Origin of the sequence: Bacillus sp. FSL R5-0397 (assembly GCF_038593395.1) — a bacterium.
Lineage (GTDB): Bacteria > Bacillota > Bacilli > Bacillales > Bacillaceae > Bacillus > Bacillus altitudinis.
Window position 1 is genome coordinate 1,673,606 of the sequence record NZ_CP151992.1, and the last position, 19,476, is coordinate 1,693,081.

Sequence of the window (19,476 nt, forward strand, 5' to 3'; positions counted from 1 at the left end):
AAGACTTCACACATAAAAACAGACAAAACAACACCCTTTACGAAAAACGTAAAGGGCTTTTTTATTTATTCTTGGATTGCTTTTTCTGCGTCGATGGCACCTGCTCCGTAAATCATTGGGTCCTCTCCAGACCACTTGCTTGTATTTTCTTTTAATAAAGTTTTGACTGCATCAGGTGTTAAATCTGGTGAATGCTCTAATAATAGTGCGCAGATACCGGCACAAATGGGTGTCGCCATCGAAGTGCCAGATAACGTCGTATAATCATCATCGACTCTACTTGATTTATCTAGTTTATCTAGGAATGATCTTGGTGATCTAAGAGAGACGATATTGACTCCTGGTGCGAGGAGGTCGGGCTTTGTTTCACCGTAGACCGTTGGACCTCTGCTCGAAAATGGTGCCACGACATCGTCACTTGATTCTGGCGTATTTCGATCATCATAGGCTCCGACTGTAATGACTTTTTGACTCACGGCAGGGCTTGCGATCGTTTGACTGTTAGGACCGGAGTTCCCAGCAGCAACGCATACGACAATCCCTTGATCCCATGCTGCATTAACAGCGCGCACCATCGGATCGTCTTGTTCGTCATCATAACGCTGTGCATCGCCGCCTAGTGACATACTGATGATGTGAATTGGGTCATCAGGATGGTCTTCGTTGAACTGTATGCACCACTCAACACCTTCTATAATAGTAGAAAGTGATCCAGCGCCTTGTTTATTTAACACTTTTACCCCAATGATATTGGCTTTTGGAGCGGGTCCTTTGTATAAGCCGTCTGAGGCAGCTCCATCTCCAGCCACATCCCCAGCGCAATGCGTACCATGACCATTATCATCATAAGGTTTCGTTTTTTGTTTGACTAAATCTACAAAGTCGCGAATTCTTCCATCTAAGTCCTCATGTGGGTATACGCCTGTGTCAACGACCGCAACCGTAATGCCTTCACCGGTTAAGGTCGTGCCATTTCGGACGACTTCATCCGCATGACTTGATTGTGTTGCCACATCCAGCAGTGCATGTACCTGTCTGTCTAAATATATTTTGCGAATATGCTCCCCATTTGCTAAGAGTTCCTCTAAAGCAGCAGGGGTAAGATCAGCAGCGCAGCAGTTAATATGTGAAAAATGTTTTTTGATGTTTGTTTTTCTGCTTTTTTTCATTAGCTGCTTTGTGCTTTGAATACCTGCTTCAACTGCATCTTCTTTAAATTCAATGATGACCCGAAGCTTCTTGCTCTTCTTTAACCTTCCTTCAAAAAAACGATGAAGAAAACAAGGCGTCCACTTAAAAGGCTTATAGAGGTGAAGGACGGTTTCTCTTAAAGGCTGATCCAATTTACTAGCATGTGTTCTGACCATTTGTACCATGGAAAATCCAAACATGTGATGCCCTCCATTCTAGCTATCCATTCTCGTACACTCTTACGTTATGAACATGACAGCATCTTTGTTCGGATTCTTGTCCCTTCTTTTGTTCATATTGGCGGCTGACTCATTCCCTTTAAAAAGAAAAGCGCTTACATTTTGTAAAATAATAGAAAAAGGTGGAAATCATATCAAAACTGCCGATGATAGGTGGGAGAGTTCTTCTTAGAGAACCAGTAAAACAGAGGATTCTGCAGAAAAAAGGGGGTTCTAGACAGGGTCAATGCTCATACAAATGTGATTCATTCCAGATGAAAAAAATCAAATTCGCATAAAAAAAAGACGAATTAAAGAAAACAGACTGGGTAGGACTAGGTCATTTTAAACATAACTTCATTTGTTTGTCATACTATTCTATCTCTGTTTTCAATCAGGAGAGGCGTTTCTGTGTATATAAATGCAATTATCTTATTTTTGAGGAATCTCATGATCTAGAGTGTTATGATCAAATTTGAAGAGAAAATGTGGAAAAAATGAAAAGAAATGATGATTCAATATTAATCATAGAAACGGCTTAGAAATCTGTTAAAGGAGAACGGGAATGAAGAAGTTTTTTGCTTTGCTTCTCCTGCTTGTCATCGGATGGGGCGTCTATTATACCATGCAAGCACAGGAACATGATGAGCCAGTGTCATCAGGTGGAGAAGACGAAAGCGGTTCAAATGATATGTATCGCAATTTTAAAGAACTGGAAGAGAATGAATCAACAGATCATTATCAAATTACATCCAATCCAGTGCCCGGCAGCCGTCTTCTAGTGATGTCGCCTCATGGCGGGAGAATCGAAGGCGGCGTTAGTGAGATTGTCCATTTTTTTGATAACGATTTTTCTACGTACTTATTTGAAGGTTTTAGAGAAAATGCATCAGAACTTCATATTACAAGTACAAACTTCGATGAACCAATCGGAGTCGCACAGGCAAAAGCACATGATTATGTCTTAGCTGTTCATGGTTATAAAGGGGAGCCGGGAATTGATCACACCCTTGTTGGCGGAACAGACTATAACCGTGCTGAGAAAATTGTGAACTCATTAGAGCGCAACGGTTTTTCTGCTGAACTTGCAGTTGCACACGCAACCCTAAGCGGAACGAGCAATCATAATATTAATAATCTTACAAAAACAGGGCAAAGTGTACAGCTTGAGATTAGTAGAAGTCAACGGGAAGCGTTATTTGACAGTTTCGATTTTCGGCAGCGGTCGAGTACAAAAAACGAGACGTTCTACCGGTATGTCAGGGCGATTCGAACGGTGCTGGATGAAGAATATACGTAAGGATGGTGCACATCTTAAGACAGCAAGATGAATTCTTGTTACACTATAAAAAGTGATAACAAAAGGAGAGACAGATATGGTGCGTCATCATTTTCATCTTCAGGCAAGCTGGCCTGGTCTGCGTAACGATGTGGGGACAATCGAATGTGAACAGTTAAAGACGGAGATTTCCATTCCAAAAGAAATGGATGGACCGGGTATTGGAACAAATCCAGATGAGATGCTCCTAGGTGCAGCGGCCACATGTTATATCATTACACTTGCAGCCATGATGGAGCGGAGTCAATTAGAGAAAGAGGATTTATCGATGAGCTCTGAGGCAGTTGTCGATGTGACAAACGGTGTGTTTACATATGAGAAAATCATTCACCGTCCTGTCATCATTCTCAAAGAGTCGGCTACAGCACAGGACATAGAACGAGCTCGTAAGCTTGCACATAAAGCTGAAAGCTCATGTATGATCTCTAGAGCTGTGCAAGGGAATGTCCATATTTCCTTAGAAGAAACCATCAAAGCTGGTTATTAAGTAAAAAAGTCATTTTCTCTTGATTAATGGAGAAAATGACTTTTTTTATGACGTCCATTCGGTTTGATCGAATGGTTCTTTCTTTTCTTCCTTTTGTTTTTTGGATTGATTTAAGACAATGACGCCGCATATGACAAGTGCAAGACCAATGAATCCTTTCATATGAATGGTTTCGTTAAATAGCACGAGGCCCACAAGAGCAGTAAGTGCTGTACCGACCCCAGACCAAGTGGCATATGCAGATGACAGATCAATTGTTTTGAGTGCCAAACTGAGAAAGGTAAAGGCGCATCCAAATCCGATCATCACCCCCATACTCGGCAGCACCTGTGTAAAACCTTGCGAAAGCTTCAGCATCGTACTGCCAAAAACCTCTGTCAAAATGGCTCCTGTTAAATAAAGCATTCCTTTCATATCACTTCACATCCTTTAAGACATATTTAATAGTACGACCCCTGAAACAAGCATCGCCATTCCAATAAGTGCTTGACGGTTCAAGGTTTCTTTGAAAAAGAGCACGCCAAAAAAAGCCGTGAGGACGGTACCGACCCCAGACCAAGTGGCGTAAGACATGCTAAGTGGAATGATATTAAGGGTCAATGACAACATGTAAAAAGCAAGTGTGTAGCCAGCGACAACGACAGCGCTAGGTTTAAAGCGTGTGAAACCATTTGATAGTTTCAGCATCGCTGCCCCGATTGCTTCTGAAAAAATGGCGATAGCCAAAAAAAGATATCCGAGGATCATCATCATCCCTCCTCTAAAATGTGTAAAATCCGATGAAGTAAAAGGGTTTTTTCCTCTCGGTTCAATGGTTCAAGCTGAAACATTTCTGAAAACCATATGCCATCACAGGCAAGACGGATCAGCTGGCTAAGTGCAGGGTCATTGATTTCCTCGGTTGCTTTTTCTTTAAATTCCGCATAAAAATGACGCCAAGGATTTAATAATGCTTCATCAAATGACATAGTAGCCAGCATGCTTGTACATAGCTGTGTGGTGTTTTGTCTATCAAGGTCATTTAATGTGGCCAATATATAGGCACGTACATAAGGTGCCTTTTCGTTTTTGTATGTTTCCTGATACGTGTCAAGCTGCTGACGAAAAGAGGAAACCGCATGCTCATTCATTTGCTGGATCAGGTCTTCCTTGCTCGAAAAATGATACAGTAGCCCGGCTTTGGTCATATTTGCATGTTCTGCCACCTGCTGAAGGGTGAGCTGACTCAATCCTTCTTTTAGAATGGTGTGAGCTGCTGCCTCAAAAATTTGTTCTTTTTTCGTTTTAGACATAAAAAAAACACCTACTTTACTGAACGGTCGGTAAAGTAAATGTTAACCTATGAAAAACAAATGTGTCAATCGATTCATTTTATAAGAGGATGTTTTCACTAAATCGTCATATTTAATAATAAGGGTATGGTCCATATGGCGGGTATGGCGGTGGATAAGGATAACCATAGCCATATCCTGGAGCAAGAAGCGACCCAGCTAAAAGCCCTCCAGCAAAACCACCTAAAAATGGCGGTCCAAAAAATCCAGGTCTCCCATAGCCAAAACCAGGGCGCCCAAACCCAAACCCAGGTCTTCCAAAACCAAAACCAGGGCGTCCAAATCCAAAAGGTCTTCTCATCTCATCTTGAACAAACGGTGCGTCAAAATAATTCATAAAAAAAGACTCCTTTCACATAAAATCACTGTAACTGACATCAGTGTATTCGAGTGGCCCACTTGTGTTTGGGTGAATGCCTAAAATAAGGAGGAATGTAAAAAATGGGCCTGTATCCGTCTGATTGGGCTAAATGTCCACCTCATGCACATGCTTATAAAGCGCGAACGGATGTAACAGAAGAACATTATCATTTAATAGAGGGTATTTCTCAGCCTGTGAATGGAAGCAGTACCGACAGACATACTCATTATTACCGGGGGATCACGTCATTTGAAAGAGGGCATTTCCATAGATATTATGGCGTCACTGGACCTGCTATCCCAAGAGTGGACGGGACGCACTACCATGAAATTGAGGAAGTCACGTTTTCTGCCTATACCGACTCTGTCCCGATTCCATACGGGGGAGTCGTTTACAGTCCAGATGAAGAAAGGCCAACGCATAAGCACCGTTTAAAAGGAAAGACATATGAAGTGGTCGGGAATGAACCACTTGGCTGGTGACGGGAGGATATAGGAGAGAAAGAGAAGTTATGCTATACTGTAGGCAGTTTGTAAAAGAGAGTGATGTTATGAAAAAACAACCAGTGATTGTATTAGTAGGTCCGACGGCTGTCGGAAAAACAAAGCTGAGCATTGATATAGCGAAAGCATTTAATGGAGAAATTATCAGCGGGGATTCCATGCAGATCTATAAAGGGATGGATATTGGAACAGCGAAAATCACCCCTGAAGAAATGAATGGCGTACCGCACCATTTAATCGATATTAAACAACCGGATGAATCGTTTTCTACAGCTGAATTTCAGCAGCTTGTCCGCTTAAAAATCAAAGAGATTGCTGCGAGAGGGAAAACGCCCATGATTGTTGGTGGAACTGGGCTATATATTCAGTCTGTTTTATATGATTACACGTTTACTGATGAGAAAAGTGATCCTGCTTTTAGAGAAGAGATGACGCTGTTTAAGCAGCAGCATGGACCGATCAAGCTGTATGAAAAGCTAAAAGAGGCCGATCCTGACGCTGCAAAAGCGATTCATCCGAATAACGTCCGCCGCGTGATCAGGGCGCTTGAAATCATCCATACAACAGGTCAGAAAATGTCTGATATGCAAAACGGGCATCAAGAAGTTCCTCTTTATGACACTGCCTTCATTGGGCTGAAAATGGACCGAGAGCTTTTGTACGAGCGCATTCATCAAAGAATTGATATGATGTTAGATGAAGGCTTAATTGAAGAGGTGAGCGCACTTTATCAATCTGGTTTGAAAGATTGTCAGTCTGTTCAAGCGATTGGTTATAAAGAGCTGTATGCCTATTTTCAAGGCGATTGCTCACTTGATGAAGCCATCCAGCAATTAAAACAAAATTCCCGCAGATATGCGAAGCGTCAGTTTACGTGGTTCCGTAATAAAATGGATGTCACCTGGTTTGATATGACACCACCTTGCCACTTTTCGGACAAAAAAGAGGAAATTTTCGCATATATAGCAGGAAAGCTTGGACTTAAAGCGAAACTGTAGTTATCAGAATCAAGGAGGACGAAACATGAAACCGATTAATATTCAGGACCAATTTTTGAATCAGATCCGCAAAGACAATACATTTGTCACAGTATTTTTACTGAATGGCTTTCAGCTTCGCGGTCAAGTAAAGGGATTTGACAATTTCACGGTGCTGCTTGAGACAGAAGGGAAGCAGCAGCTTATTTATAAACATGCGATTTCAACATTTGCTCCTCAAAAAAATGTAAATCTTGAATTAGAATAAACACCCGTTTTCACCAATAGCCCCATGCAGCTGCGAATAAACCGGCCGAAACCCGCTACGTTTTTTGTCAGTGCAGAGGGGCTATTTTGTATGCCATGAAACTTTTCTGTCCAAGTTGCGTATAAATCCTTATTGGACATTTAAAAGGTGAGGGGATTTATATGGAAAATGCAGAGCTTGAATTGAGAAGGATTAGAGTGATCCTTCTTTTGATTGGAATCGTTGTCTTATTTGGATCATGCACCATCTCGAACATCGAAACGAGACAAGAAAGTTGGCATAACCATTCTGGTGAGCATGATGGGAGCCATGTTGATGGTCTTTTACCATCATCTGTTGCGCTAAAAAATAATCACATTGCTGTTGTGAAAGATGATGAAGTACATGTATACCGGTTTGATGAAAAAGAAGGAGAGCTGACGCTCATTACGACAAAGTACATAGATGAATGGGATGAAGATGATGGTGATAGTGAAGACTTTGATGAAGAGTAAGCACGTAAATTTACAAATGAATGTGAAGTCGCTACACTATAAACATGCATTAGACATCTAGACAGAAAAGGATGAGTTCATGACACACAAAATTAAAATTAATCATTGGGAACAAACTTGTGAAGATGACTCCTGTTTCGAATATGGAACAAGCGTTTCTGTAAACGGGAAAGAGTTAGTAAGAGAAGCCTCGATCGTTTCTGCGCTTGAAGCGGTGCTCAAAGAATTAGGTGTTGAAGTGGAAATAACAGAAGTGTCAGAAGATTTACAGTGCGATGCCTACAAAAAATAAAACAAAAAGTCTAGTCTACTAAGCGATTTTTTTTCGTGTTATGATAGATTTCGGTTTCAGTTGAATAGGGAGTAGGGCAGTCTATTTTTAGAACCTGCTCTGCTCTATTTATTTGAACGTACGAGTTCGGCTATGAATGTTCGGCCGGGTTGGTTGATTTTTTTCGTTTCGAGTATCTATATGTTGTGTTTTGAAAAAACATAGTATACTATATATAGTGAATAACGAAATGATCAACAATACTAAAAACTAGGTCGTGATGGAATTGATTCAAATCGTATTTGATTCAAAAACAGGAAATGTTCAACGCTTTTTGGACAAGACCCCTTTTACAGACAAACGAAAATTGACTGGAGAAGAGTTTTTGGATACGCCGTTTATTCTCGTCACCTTTACGACAGGATTTGGACAAGTCCCTGGTACCACTCAGTCATTTTTAGAAAAAAATGCGCACCTTTTACTAGGTGTAGCGGTGAGTGGGAACAAAGTGTGGGGAGATAACTTTGCCAAAAGCGCCGATACGATTTCTAAACAATATCAAGTTCCTATTTTGCACACCTTTGAACTAAGCGGAACAAAAAGGGATGTTGAATTGTTTACACAGGAGGTAGAAAGAATTGTCACAAAATCAGGTTCCAAAGTGGATACAATTAAATAACGAGATTATGATTCAAAAAGAAGGAAAGTTTCAGTTCGACAAGGACAAAGAAGCTGTACATAGTTATTTCGTAGATTATATTAATCAAAACACGGTCTTCTTTCATAATCTAGAAGAGAAGATTGATTACTTAATAGAAAACGACTACTATGAGGAAGAATTTTTAAGACAATATAGCATGTCAGATATTAAAGAAGTATTTGAAGCTGCATATGCCAAGAAATTTAGATTCCCATCATTTATGAGTGCGTTTAAGTTTTACAATGACTATGCACTGAAAACAAATGACAAAAAGAAAATCCTTGAACGCTATGAAGACCGCATTTCAGTTGTGGCTCTTTTCTTTGCGGGCGGAGACAAAAAGAAAGCACTTGAGTTTGTGGAACTGATGATCAACCAAGAGTATCAGCCAAGTACACCAACATTCTTAAACGCAGGCCGTAAAAGACGTGGTGAGCTGGTGAGCTGCTTCTTGCTTGAAGTGAATGACTCATTAAACGATATCTCAAGAGCCATTGATATTTCCATGCAGCTGTCTAAATTAGGCGGCGGCGTCAGCTTGAACCTTTCAAAGCTTCGTGCGAAAGGTGAAGCGATCAAAGATGTTGAAAATGCGACCAAAGGTGTCGTAGGCGTCATGAAACTTCTTGATAATGCATTCCGATATGCAGATCAAATGGGACAAAGACAAGGTTCCGGCAGTGCCTACCTGAATATTTTCCACAGAGATATTAATGATTTCTTAGATACGAAAAAAATCTCTGCGGATGAAGATGTTCGTGTGAAAACACTTTCGATCGGTGTCGTCATCCCAGATAAATTTATCGAGCTTGCTAGAGAAGATAAAACAGCTTACACATTCTATCCTCATACAGTTTATAAAGCTTATGGACAGCATCTTGATGAGATGGATATGGAAGAAATGTATGACGAGCTTGTAGAAAACCCGAAAGTCAAAAAAGAAAAAGTCAATCCGAGAAAACTTCTTGAAAAATTAGCTGTTCTGCGCTCAGAATCAGGCTATCCATATATCATGTTCCAAGATAATGTGAATAGAGAGCACGCTCTGAACCATATTTCACGTGTGAAATTCTCAAACCTTTGCTCAGAAGTACTTCAAGCTTCAGAAGTCTCTTCTTACACGGACTATGATCAAGATGATGAGATCGGACTTGATATTTCTTGTAACCTTGGTTCTTTAAATATCATGAACGTGATGAAAAACAAATCCATTGAAAAAACAGTCAAGCTTGCAACGGACTCACTTACACTTGTGTCTGAAACGACAGATATCCGCAATGCACCAGCTGTTAGAAAAGCGAACAAAGCGATGAAGTCAATTGGACTTGGTGCGATGAACCTTCACGGGTATTTAGCTCAAAACCAAATCGCTTATGAAAGTGAAGAAGCAAGAGATTTCGCTAATACGTTCTTTATGATGGTGAACTATTACTCCATTAAGCGTTCAAGTGAGCTTGCAAAAGAAAAAGGGGAAACATTCCACCGTTATGAGGGCTCTGGTTATGCAACAGGTGAGTACTTCAATAAATACGTAGAAAATGATTTCACTCCAAAAACAGAAAAAGCAGCTGCGCTATTTGAAGGCATGCACATTCCAACAAAAGAAGATTGGGCAGCACTCAAAGATTTTGTAGCGGAAAATGGCATGTACCATAGCTATCGATTATGTATTGCGCCAACAGGTTCTATTTCGTATGTTCAATCGGCAACAGCGTCTGTGATGCCAATTATGGAACGTATCGAAGAAAGAACATACGGAAACAGCAAAACGTATTATCCAATGCCAGGACTTTCAGCACAAAACTGGTTCTTCTATAAAGAAGCATACGATATGGACATGTTTAAAGTGGTCGATATGATCGCAACCATTCAGCAGCACGTCGATCAAGGAATCAGCTTTACATTATTCCTAAAAGATACGATGACAACGCGTGACTTAAATCGCATCGATCTTTATGCACACCATAAAGGCATTAAGACACTTTATTATGCAAGAACGAAGGATACAGGGCAGGAAGGCTGTCTTTCTTGTGTTGTTTGATTAAAGGAGAGTTTAACGTGACAAAAATTTATGATGCAGCCAACTGGTCAAAACACGAAGACGATTTTACACAAATGTTTTACAACCAAAACGTCAAGCAATTCTGGCTTCCAGAGGAGATTTCCTTAAACGGGGATCTCTTAACATGGAAATATTTAGGTGAAAAAGAGCAGGATACGTACATGAAGGTACTGGCTGGGCTGACGTTACTTGATACAGAACAAGGAAATACAGGAATGCCGATAGTGGCTGAACATGTGGACGGTCATCAGCGTAAAGCCGTGTTAAACTTTATGGCCATGATGGAAAATGCCGTGCATGCAAAATCATACTCAAATATCTTCATGACACTTGCACCGACTGAAACGATTAGTGAAGTATTTGAATGGGTCAAGAAAAATAAATTCTTGCAAAAAAAAGCAGATATGATTGTAGGTCTGTACCGTTCCATTCAAAAGGATGACCCGATTTCATTATTTAAAGCAATGGTTGCTTCAGTGTATTTAGAAAGCTTCCTATTCTATAGCGGCTTTTACTACCCGCTATATTTCTATGGTCAAGGAAAGCTCATGCAAAGTGGTGAAATCATTAACTTGATTTTGCGCGATGAAGCGATTCACGGTGTGTATGTTGGATTATTAGCACAAGAAATTTACAACAAACAAACACCAGACGTGCAAAAAGAGCTTTATGATTTCTCTATCGATCTGCTTAATGAGCTTTATGAAAATGAACTTCATTACACTGAGGATATTTATGACCAAGTCAATTTATCGCATGATGTGAAAAAGTTCATTCGTTACAATGCCAATAAAGCGTTAATGAACCTTGGATTTGCCCCTTACTTTGAAGAAGAAGAGATCAACCCAATTGTATTGAACGGACTCAATACAAAAACAAAGTCACATGACTTCTTCTCAATGAAAGGGAACGGCTACAAAAAGGCAACAGTTGAGCCGTTAAAAGATGACGATTTCTTCTTTGGAGATGAATCATAAGAAAGCGTAAAAGTCAAAACGCATCACTCGTTTTGGCTTTTTGCCATTTCTAACAATGTGTTACATACTGGAGGTTACCGAACATGGGAAAAATGGACGAAATGATTTTAGTTGCACCGCGCGCACGCGTGTTCCAAAACGAAACACTTGCGTTTAATGGTGTGAATAGTGAAGAGAAAACAATCAGCACCATTATGAAAGAAATCGAAGAGCACTTCGAGCAGATGCGAAGAGGCGATGCAGAAGAAAATCCTGACTTCAAACAGCCGATACCTTATGTCGTGATTAAGCGTGAGGACGAAGTGTATGTATATGAAAGACTTCAAGGCGGGGGAGAGACGCGCTTACATCATAAGTTATCTCTTGGCTTTGGGGGTCATATGAATTTCATTGAAGGAAAAAAATTTGCTGAGATTCTAAAAGAAAATACCGATCGTGAACTGGACGAGGAACTTTCGATTCAAGAGGAAGACAAACTTGAGATGAAAACCCTTGGACTCATTAATGATGATGACAACAGTGTCGGCCGTGTGCACATCGGACTGTTATCAGCCCTTGAATTATCGCCAGGTGCTCATGTAGAAGTAAAAGAAACAGATCAAATCTCAGGCAAATGGATGAAAGTAACAGATTTGAAAAAGCCTGAGTACTTCGATCGTCTTGAAACATGGTCTCAATTTGTCGTGAACATTTTAGCATAATTGGATAGACAACAAACCGGCTCTAAAGATGACTTGAGCCGGTTTGTTTTTTAGATTATTGAAAAACGAATGCGTCGTGACCGGCCTGCTTTAATCGAGCGACGAGGTCATCTGCATTTTGCTTTGAACGGAAAGCGCCAGCTTGGACTCGGTACATGCCGCTATCCAGTACGACCAGCGCTTCAAATCCTTTGGATCTGAGTGTAGCTGCTAGTTCATCCGCATTGGCTTTGACCTTGAAAGCCCCTGCTTGCACTTTATATAGGTTACTTGCTTTTTTTTTCAATTGAAGGGCTTTTTCTAATCCAGTGGCATGAGCACGAGCGATCCCTTGAAGGAAAGTAGCGTTACGGAGCTTATTTGCATCAGCTACCGTATCAATGAAACCGTTTTCAGTTAAAATGGCAGACATAGAAGTTTCCCGCAGAACGTGGAAGTTCGCCGTTTTCTTGCCGCGGTCGGCAAAATCAACGGAGCGGACAATCTCATCATGAAGGGCATTGCGATACGTGGTGGTTGGTGCTGAAACGCCAGGGTACACATAACTTTCAAAACCTGTGCCTCCGCCAGCATTAATATGAATAGACACGAAATAGTCAGCTCCCCAGCTGTTTGCCGCATTCGTACGCTGGGATAACGTGACGGATTGGTCAATTGAACGACTTAAGCGGACGGAAACCCCATCATATTCACTAATCAACATATCTCTCAGAAAAAGCGCAATTTGCAGTGTGATATTTTTCTCCAAAAGTCCATTAGCAGCAGCTCCAGAATCTGTTCCTCCGTGGCCAGGATCAATAAAAATTTTCACCATCTATTCATCACCTCGTCTTTATTTTATGAGGAAATAGAAAAATTGCCTGTACAAAATGCGGAAATCATTGAGACTCTTTTCTGCACAATTTGTGATGAAAAAGCGCCATTTTTCTAAGAAAAAACAAATTGTTGGTTTGTCCGCCCGAAATGGATGAATACAATGGAAATAGCACATCATTTCCTGGGAAACCGCACAATCCCCTACAATAACCGGTATCTCGGGTCATTTTGACAGTAAACAGATGCTAGTGCGGGCGATTGTCACGATTACAGCTCCACCCGAATAGATTAAAGAGAGAAGAGCGAGAGGTGAATACGTTGGAGCGAGCTGTCACATATAAAAATAACGGCCAAATCAACATTATACTTAATGGACAGAAGCAAGTATTGGTTGATGCAGATTCAGAGGCAGAATACTTAGAGACCTTGCAAAAAAATGAGGCCAAACACAGCATCTTACGAGAAATAGAACGAGAAATGAACAGCCTTGTCGGGATGGAAGAAATGAAACGAAACATAAAAGAAATTTATGCTTGGATTTTTGTCAATCAAAAAAGACAAGAACAAGGATTAAAGGTAGGAAAACAAGCGCTTCATATGATGTTTAAAGGAAATCCTGGCACAGGGAAAACAACGGTTGCACGGCTTGTCGGGAAGCTTTTCTTTGAAATGAATGTTCTTTCAAAGGGGCACTTAATTGAAGCAGAACGAGGAGATCTGGTTGGAGAATACATTGGACATACAGCTCAAAAAACAAGAGATTTGATTAAAAAATCACTAGGCGGCATTTTGTTCATCGATGAAGCCTATTCTCTTGCCCGCGGAGGAGAGAAGGATTTCGGGAAAGAAGCCATTGATACCCTTGTAAAACATATGGAGGATAAGCAGCATGAATTCATCCTCATCTTAGCTGGATACTCCAAGGAAATGGATCATTTTCTTTCTCTAAATCCTGGTCTGCAATCGAGATTTCCGATCAATATCAACTTCCCTGATTATACGGTCGATCAGCTGATGGATATTGCAAAACGAATGATGGCCGATCGGGAATATGTCTTTACCCAAGAGGCAGAATGGAAACTGCGAGACTATTTAATGCACATCAAGAGCACAACGAGTCCTGCCAAATTCAGCAACGGCCGTTTTGTGCGAAACACCATTGAAAAAGCGATTCGAACTCAGGCGATGAGGCTGCTTCTTGTGGATCATTATGATAAAAAAGACTTACTTACGATTAAAAGCCATGATCTGCAAATGAAAGAGGATACGCCTTCTTGAAATGGCGTATCCTTTTTGTAAAGAGACAAGAAATTAAACCTTCCGAATGGTGGTATACGTGTGGTGTGTTTGGTATGATGGTACTACTGAAACTTAAGTACAGAAAGGAAACAACTGACGTTGAATGAACATGAAATGATCGAAAAAGCGATCCTTGTCGGCTGTCAACTGCCGCATATAACGGATGAACGCTTTCAATATTCTATGGAAGAATTAGCTTCCTTAACCAAAACAGCTGGCGGTGAAGCTGTCAGCATCATGACGCAAAAAAGAAATAGACAAGACAGCGCGACTTACATCGGGAAAGGGAAAGTGGAAGAGCTTGAAGTGCTTTGCGACGAGTTAGACTGTGACGTTATTATTTTTAACGACGAGCTTTCGCCTAGCCAGTTAAAAGCTTTGGCGACTGCCTTAGATGTGAAAATTATTGACCGTACGCAATTGATTCTAGACATCTTTGCCAAAAGAGCCCGTACAAGAGAGGGGAAGCTGCAAATAGAGCTTGCCCAGCTTCAGTATGCCTTGCCGAGACTGAGCGGACAAGGGATCAGCCTTTCAAGACAAGGCGGCGGAATTGGCGCAAGAGGTCCAGGTGAAACAAAACTTGAAACAGACAGACGTCATATTCGAAACCGCATACACGAAATTCACGGACAACTGTCTGCAGTCAAAGAACATCGCACGAGATACCGGGAACGACGGAAGAAAAATGGCGTATTCCAAATCGCTATTGTCGGGTACACAAATGCCGGGAAATCAACATTGTTTAACCAGTTAACAGAAGCGGATAGCCATGAAGAAGATTTGCTGTTTGCCACACTTGACCCAATGACGCGTAAAATGACACTTGAATCTGGCTACAGTGTACTGATTTCCGATACAGTTGGTTTTATTCAAGACCTTCCAACCACACTGATTGCAGCATTTCGTTCCACTCTTGAAGAAGTAAAAGAAGCAGACTATTTGCTTCATGTGATCGATTCTTCAAATGAGGATTATGAAGGGCATGAACGAACGGTTCATAAGCTTTTAGAAGAATTAGAAGCTGACCGTATTCCGATGCTGACTGTCTATAACAAAAAAGACCAAATCCGGCCGGATTTTATCCCTTCCTCAAAGCAGCGCCACATTTTAATCAGTGCTAGGCGCGAGGAAGATGTGAAGCGGTTAAAAGCGGATATCATGGCTGAACTGAAAAAAGATTTTTTAAAGCCATATCATGTAAGAATTCCGGCATATGAAGGGAAACTCATATCTGCCTTGAAGTCAGAAACCTTGGTGGAATCACTGGAATTTCAAAAGGAAGCAGAGCTTTATGACATCACTGGATTTAGTGGTGAGGAGCAAACCATATTAGGACAAATCAAGAAGTATATGTTGTAGGAAAGGAATTAAATCACGATGTTTCACACTTTAAAACATGGCACCATTTTAGAAAAAATAGCAGCAGAAGCAGAACAAGACATTTCACAAATACATCAGCAAATTGATCGAAAGAGCGAACAAAATGAGTGGCGGGTTCTTGAAAGCTACCGGAAACATAAAGTCAGTGACTCTCATTTTAACCCGACAACTGGTTATGGCTACGATGATATGGGAAGAGACACGTTAGAAAAGATCTATGCGGATGTATTTGGAGGGGAAAGCGCTCTTGTACGCCCGCAGATCATTTCTGGAACACATGCCATTTCCATCGCCTTATTTGGTGTGCTAAGACCTGGTGATGAATTAATCTACATGACGGGGAAACCTTACGATACCCTAGAAGAGATTGTTGGGATTCGCGGCAAAGAAGGGACAGGCTCATTAAAAGATTTTCAGATCGATTACAAAGCCATTGATTTGCGTCAAGATGGATCTGTCGATTTCGACAAAGTCAAAGAATCTATTTCCCAAAAAACAAAAGTCATCGGGATTCAGCGTTCTAAAGGCTATGCGTCAAGACCATCCTTTACAATAGAAGAAATTGAACAAATGATTTCATTTGTGAAAGACATCAATGAGGACATCATTGTATTTGTTGACAACTGTTATGGTGAATTTACTGAATTACAAGAGCCGTGTCATGTGGGTGCAGACCTTATGGCAGGTTCGCTCATTAAAAACCCAGGCGGCGGCCTTGCCAAAACGGGCGGCTACATTATTGGAAAAGAAAAATGGGTAGAAGCTTGTTCTTATCGAATGACATCTCCAGGCATCGGCAGTGAAGCGGGTGCATCGCTGTATGCGCTCCAGGAAATGTATCAAGGATTTTTCTTAGCACCGCATGTTGTTGCACAAAGTTTAAAAGGTGCCGTGTTTACAGCGCGTTTTCTTGAAAAACTCGGGTTCCAAACAAACCCGTCGTGGAATGCGAAAAGAACCGACTTGATTCAATCTGTAGAATTTGGAGACCCTAAAAAAATGATTGCATTTTGTCAGGCCATTCAATATGCATCACCGATTAACAGTCATGTCACACCTCATGCGAGCTATATGCCTGGATACGAGGACGATGTTATTATGGCAGCGGGCACATTTGTCCAAGGAGCCAGCATTGAATTATCAGCTGATGGTCCAATTAGACCGCCTTACACAGCCTATGTTCAGGGTGGTCTCACGTACGCCCATGTGAAAAATGCCATTTGCAGTGCTGTAGATGCCTTACTAGAGCAAGGTTTTATTGAAGTGCCTGCTCGATAAAAAAATCCATGTTAATATTCCTAACATTTCGTTGACACATAATATAACATGACATATAATAAATTTAAGCAAAGAGGAGGAGACAGTTGAGATGAGTGATAACATTCGCCGCTCAATGCCTTTATTCCCAATTGGGATTGTCATGCAGCTAACAGAATTATCTGCAAGACAAATTCGCTATTATGAGGAAAATGGTTTAGTATTTCCAGCTAGAAGTGATGGGAATCGCCGATTATTTTCTTTCCATGATGTTGATAAATTACTAGAAATCAAAAACCTCATCGAACAAGGTGTAAACATGGCAGGAATCAAAAAACTTTTTGCCAAAGCTGAGGCAGAAAATCCATCGTCTGAAACAAAGACAGAGGAGAAAACCACAGCGAAGCACAACTTGACAGATGATGAACTCAGGAAGCTACTGAAGAAGGAACTCATTCAGGCTGGACGTTTCCAACAAGGAACGACCTTTAGGCAGGGGGATATGTCAAGGTTCTTCCGTTAACCAATTAGCAAAAGCATTGCTATACACATTTTACCTTTTGTAGGGGAGGAGTTTTACGAAATGGCAAAGTACACAAGAGAAGATATCGTAAAATTAGTAAATGAGGAAAACGTAAAGTACATCCGTCTGCAATTTACAGACATTCTCGGAACAATTAAAAATGTTGAGATTCCTGTGAGCCAGTTAGAAAAAGCTCTCGATAACAAATGTATGTTTGATGGTTCATCTATTGAAGGGTTTGTACGTATTGAAGAATCAGATATGTACCTATATCCAGATCTAAACACGTTTGTTATTTTCCCTTGGACAGCAGAAAAAGGTAAAGTTGCACGCTTTATTTGTGACATTTATAAGCCAGACGGAACACCATTTGATGGAGACCCTCGTAACAACTTAAAGCGTATCTTAAAGGAAATGGAAGAACTAGGATTTAGTGATTTCAACCTTGGACCTGAGCCAGAATTCTTCTTATTTAAATTAGACGAAAAAGGCGAGCCAACGCTCGAACTAAACGATAAAGGTGGATACTTTGACCTTGCACCAACAGATTTAGGTGAAAACTGCCGCCGTGACATCGTGCTTGAGCTTGAAGAAATGGGCTTTGAAATTGAAGCTTCTCACCATGAAGTAGCACCTGGTCAGCATGAAATTGATTTCAAATATGCAGGCGCCATCCGTTCTTGTGATGACATTCAAACGTTCAAGCTTGTTGTGAAAACAATCGCTAGAAAGCACGGACTTCATGCGACATTCATGCCAAAACCATTGTTCGGTGTAAACGGATCTGGTATGCACTGTAACCTATCATTATTTAAAAATGGTAAAAACGCATTCTTTGATGAGAAAGCAGACTTACAATTAAGCGAGACGGCTAGACACTTTATCGCAGGTATTGTGAAGCACGCAACAAGCTTCACAGCGGTCACAAACCCGACGGTGAACTCTTACAAACGTCTTGTTCCTGGCTATGAAGCACCTTGCTACGTAGCATGGAGTGCACAAAACCGCAGCCCATTGATTCGTATTCCAGCATCACGCGGCATTAGCACACGTGTAGAAGTACGCAGTGTAGACCCATCTGCAAACCCATACCTTGCACTAAGCGTATTACTTGCAGCAGGTCTAGACGGAATCAAAAACAAACTAGACGCACCAGCGCCAATCGACAGAAACATCTATGTCATGGACAAAGAAGAGCGCCTTGAAAACGGCATCGCTGACTTACCTGCAACACTTGCAGAAGCACTTGAGCTGCTCAAGTCAAACGAAGTCATGATCAACGCACTAGGCGATCACTTATTCGAGCACTTCATCGAATCAAAAGAAATCGAATGGGATATGTTTAGAACCCAAGTACACCCATGGGAACGCGATCAGTATATGTCTCAGTATTAATAAAGAAAACCCCTTGGAGCCATTGGCTTCAGGGGGTTTTTATTTAATTAGTTGGTCTTGTGATATTTTCATGCATATTTCACTTTTAATAATCGAAAGAGCCACTTCTTATGCAGAAGTGGCTCTATGTTATTTATGACTAAAATAACTCAAGGTACTATTAATAATTAAGGTGATCACAGATGCAATCAGTAAAGATATACTGATTGCACCCAGTCCTAAACCTTCCCACTTTCCTACGAAAAAACTTATTAATAATAAGATAATACTGATGAGAATGAGAATCGATGGTATTCCATACTGTAAAGGTGCATTCTTTCTTTTAAAGATCAAAGAAACACCCAATATAACAATCGTAAGGATAACTGTTAGCAGCCAAAATGATGACATTTATTGACCTTCCTTCTTTTAAAAATATATGAAATTATTTTATTTCCTCATCCATTACTTTCTTATACTTTTCAAATTCAGAATCTTTCATTTCACCGTTCATTTGTAATAAAAAGTTTCCTTTTGAATAGGTGTGAGAGAAGAACATAGATCCAGCATTGCCTAACTCATCATAATAAGATTTCGCCTGCTGTAAATCAGTTTCATTTCCGAATTTAAAAATCCTTCCACCAGCATTTTCACCTAAGGAAGGAATAAGAATTCTTTTTCCTTCTTCTCTTATATTTCCAAACTCTTTTTGTTTAAGATCAGATGGTTTTTCTGCTTCAAGCCCAGCACTTTTAAAAGCTTCAATAATATTGGCTGTCGTGAGCTGTTTTTCATTTGATGCTGCGCTACTGCAAGCTGTTAGCATCATTAAACAAATAAAAATGAATATAGATAATTTCTTCATATTGGATCCTCCTGATTTTTAGGTGCAAAGGAAATTTTACATGAAGTACCTTCTTTTTACTATCGTTTCGACAAAAATA

At 40.6% G+C, this 19,476-nt stretch carries 24 protein-coding genes; 16 read left to right on the forward strand and 8 right to left on the reverse strand.

Annotated elements, in window-relative coordinates; translation table 11 throughout:
- Nucleotides 1–65: 65 nt before the first annotated feature.
- On the reverse strand, nucleotides 66–1,391 hold the full coding sequence (locus tag NSQ70_RS08400; protein WP_024720396.1) for a S8 family peptidase: 1,326 nt from the start codon (nucleotides 1,389–1,391) through the stop codon (nucleotides 66–68).
- A gap of 583 nt (nucleotides 1,392–1,974) precedes the next feature.
- Between NSQ70_RS08400 and NSQ70_RS08405 the strand changes: the two genes are divergently transcribed.
- A complete protein-coding gene (locus tag NSQ70_RS08405) occupies nucleotides 1,975–2,709 on the forward strand; it encodes a poly-gamma-glutamate hydrolase family protein (RefSeq protein WP_024720397.1) in 735 nt (244 codons plus the stop codon).
- A 76-nt stretch (nucleotides 2,710–2,785) separates the two neighbouring features.
- On the forward strand, nucleotides 2,786–3,235 hold the full coding sequence (locus NSQ70_RS08410; RefSeq protein ID WP_024720398.1) for an OsmC family protein: 450 nt from the start codon (nucleotides 2,786–2,788) through the stop codon (nucleotides 3,233–3,235).
- Between the two features lie 45 nt (nucleotides 3,236–3,280).
- Here the strand turns inward: NSQ70_RS08410 and NSQ70_RS08415 are convergent, their stop codons facing one another.
- The 4 genes from NSQ70_RS08415 to NSQ70_RS08430 form a co-directional block, all read right to left on the reverse strand.
- The gene (locus NSQ70_RS08415; protein WP_024720399.1) at nucleotides 3,281–3,649 is read right to left on the reverse strand and encodes a multidrug efflux SMR transporter; all 369 of its coding nucleotides are present in this window, start codon (nucleotides 3,647–3,649) and stop codon (nucleotides 3,281–3,283) included.
- A 15-nt stretch (nucleotides 3,650–3,664) separates the two neighbouring features.
- Nucleotides 3,665–3,982 (reverse strand): multidrug efflux SMR transporter, encoded by a 318-nt coding sequence (locus NSQ70_RS08420; RefSeq protein WP_017367286.1) that lies wholly within the window; start codon nucleotides 3,980–3,982, stop codon nucleotides 3,665–3,667.
- Nucleotides 3,983–3,984: 2 nt separating this feature from the next.
- Nucleotides 3,985–4,527 carry a TetR/AcrR family transcriptional regulator gene (locus tag NSQ70_RS08425; protein ID WP_024720400.1) on the reverse strand — a complete coding sequence of 181 codons (543 nt, stop codon included), beginning with the start codon at nucleotides 4,525–4,527 and terminating at the stop codon, nucleotides 3,985–3,987.
- A gap of 112 nt (nucleotides 4,528–4,639) precedes the next feature.
- Entirely contained in the window at nucleotides 4,640–4,903 is a 264-nt protein-coding gene (locus NSQ70_RS08430) for a hypothetical protein (protein ID WP_017359036.1), read from the reverse strand.
- A 104-nt stretch (nucleotides 4,904–5,007) separates the two neighbouring features.
- On the opposite strand from NSQ70_RS08430, the gene NSQ70_RS08435 reads away from it, so the two are divergent.
- The 9 genes from NSQ70_RS08435 (at nucleotide 5,008) to NSQ70_RS08475 (ending at nucleotide 11,880) form a co-directional block, all read left to right on the forward strand.
- Complete coding sequence (locus NSQ70_RS08435; RefSeq protein ID WP_007499437.1) at nucleotides 5,008–5,409, forward strand: YmaF family protein; 402 nt, start codon at nucleotides 5,008–5,010, stop codon at nucleotides 5,407–5,409.
- 68 nt (nucleotides 5,410–5,477) lie between these two features.
- Nucleotides 5,478–6,428 (forward strand): tRNA (adenosine(37)-N6)-dimethylallyltransferase MiaA, encoded by a 951-nt coding sequence (gene miaA / locus NSQ70_RS08440; RefSeq protein ID WP_039166571.1) that lies wholly within the window; start codon nucleotides 5,478–5,480, stop codon nucleotides 6,426–6,428.
- Nucleotides 6,429–6,453: 25 nt separating this feature from the next.
- Nucleotides 6,454–6,675: an RNA chaperone Hfq gene (gene hfq, locus NSQ70_RS08445; protein ID WP_003211269.1), complete on the forward strand. Its 222-nt coding sequence runs from the start codon at nucleotides 6,454–6,456 to the stop codon at nucleotides 6,673–6,675.
- Nucleotides 6,676–6,836: 161 nt separating this feature from the next.
- Nucleotides 6,837–7,169: a YmzC family protein gene (locus NSQ70_RS08450; RefSeq protein ID WP_217967182.1), complete on the forward strand. Its 333-nt coding sequence runs from the start codon at nucleotides 6,837–6,839 to the stop codon at nucleotides 7,167–7,169.
- A gap of 79 nt (nucleotides 7,170–7,248) precedes the next feature.
- On the forward strand, nucleotides 7,249–7,461 hold the full coding sequence (locus tag NSQ70_RS08455) for a hypothetical protein (RefSeq protein ID WP_003212415.1): 213 nt from the start codon (nucleotides 7,249–7,251) through the stop codon (nucleotides 7,459–7,461).
- A gap of 265 nt (nucleotides 7,462–7,726) precedes the next feature.
- Complete coding sequence (gene nrdI, locus NSQ70_RS08460) at nucleotides 7,727–8,119, forward strand: class Ib ribonucleoside-diphosphate reductase assembly flavoprotein NrdI (protein WP_017359034.1); 393 nt, start codon at nucleotides 7,727–7,729, stop codon at nucleotides 8,117–8,119.
- Nucleotides 8,079–10,181, forward strand: a complete 2,103-nt coding sequence (nrdE, locus tag NSQ70_RS08465; protein ID WP_017359033.1) for a class 1b ribonucleoside-diphosphate reductase subunit alpha — start codon at nucleotides 8,079–8,081, stop codon at nucleotides 10,179–10,181. Before nrdI ends, nrdE begins: the two co-directional genes overlap by 41 nt.
- A gap of 17 nt (nucleotides 10,182–10,198) precedes the next feature.
- The gene (nrdF, locus tag NSQ70_RS08470; RefSeq protein WP_024720404.1) at nucleotides 10,199–11,179 is read left to right on the forward strand and encodes a class 1b ribonucleoside-diphosphate reductase subunit beta; all 981 of its coding nucleotides are present in this window, start codon (nucleotides 10,199–10,201) and stop codon (nucleotides 11,177–11,179) included.
- An 83-nt stretch (nucleotides 11,180–11,262) separates the two neighbouring features.
- Nucleotides 11,263–11,880 carry a hypothetical protein gene (locus NSQ70_RS08475; RefSeq protein WP_007499431.1) on the forward strand — a complete coding sequence of 206 codons (618 nt, stop codon included), beginning with the start codon at nucleotides 11,263–11,265 and terminating at the stop codon, nucleotides 11,878–11,880.
- A gap of 55 nt (nucleotides 11,881–11,935) precedes the next feature.
- On the opposite strand, the gene NSQ70_RS08480 is transcribed toward NSQ70_RS08475, so the two are convergent.
- The gene (locus NSQ70_RS08480) at nucleotides 11,936–12,694 is read right to left on the reverse strand and encodes an N-acetylmuramoyl-L-alanine amidase (protein WP_008344009.1); all 759 of its coding nucleotides are present in this window, start codon (nucleotides 12,692–12,694) and stop codon (nucleotides 11,936–11,938) included.
- A 320-nt stretch (nucleotides 12,695–13,014) separates the two neighbouring features.
- Between NSQ70_RS08480 and spoVK the strand changes: the two genes are divergently transcribed.
- From spoVK to glnA, 5 genes are all read left to right on the forward strand, one after another.
- Nucleotides 13,015–13,974, forward strand: coding sequence for a stage V sporulation protein K (gene spoVK / locus NSQ70_RS08485; protein WP_255835979.1), 960 nt, complete (start codon nucleotides 13,015–13,017; stop codon nucleotides 13,972–13,974).
- Nucleotides 13,975–14,094: 120 nt separating this feature from the next.
- Nucleotides 14,095–15,357: a GTPase HflX gene (gene hflX / locus NSQ70_RS08490; RefSeq protein WP_017359031.1), complete on the forward strand. Its 1,263-nt coding sequence runs from the start codon at nucleotides 14,095–14,097 to the stop codon at nucleotides 15,355–15,357.
- An 18-nt stretch (nucleotides 15,358–15,375) separates the two neighbouring features.
- Entirely contained in the window at nucleotides 15,376–16,656 is a 1,281-nt protein-coding gene (locus NSQ70_RS08495; protein WP_282901009.1) for an aminotransferase class I/II-fold pyridoxal phosphate-dependent enzyme, read from the forward strand.
- Between the two features lie 91 nt (nucleotides 16,657–16,747).
- Nucleotides 16,748–17,158 (forward strand): MerR family transcriptional regulator, encoded by a 411-nt coding sequence (locus tag NSQ70_RS08500; RefSeq protein WP_007499423.1) that lies wholly within the window; start codon nucleotides 16,748–16,750, stop codon nucleotides 17,156–17,158.
- Between the two features lie 60 nt (nucleotides 17,159–17,218).
- On the forward strand, nucleotides 17,219–18,553 hold the full coding sequence (glnA, locus tag NSQ70_RS08505; protein WP_007499421.1) for a type I glutamate--ammonia ligase: 1,335 nt from the start codon (nucleotides 17,219–17,221) through the stop codon (nucleotides 18,551–18,553).
- A gap of 129 nt (nucleotides 18,554–18,682) precedes the next feature.
- Here the strand turns inward: glnA and NSQ70_RS08510 are convergent, their stop codons facing one another.
- Nucleotides 18,683–18,943 (reverse strand): YesK family protein, encoded by a 261-nt coding sequence (locus tag NSQ70_RS08510; protein WP_024720407.1) that lies wholly within the window; start codon nucleotides 18,941–18,943, stop codon nucleotides 18,683–18,685.
- Between the two features lie 34 nt (nucleotides 18,944–18,977).
- Nucleotides 18,978–19,397: a hypothetical protein gene (locus NSQ70_RS08515; protein ID WP_056704781.1), complete on the reverse strand. Its 420-nt coding sequence runs from the start codon at nucleotides 19,395–19,397 to the stop codon at nucleotides 18,978–18,980.
- Nucleotides 19,398–19,476 lie beyond the last annotated feature (79 nt).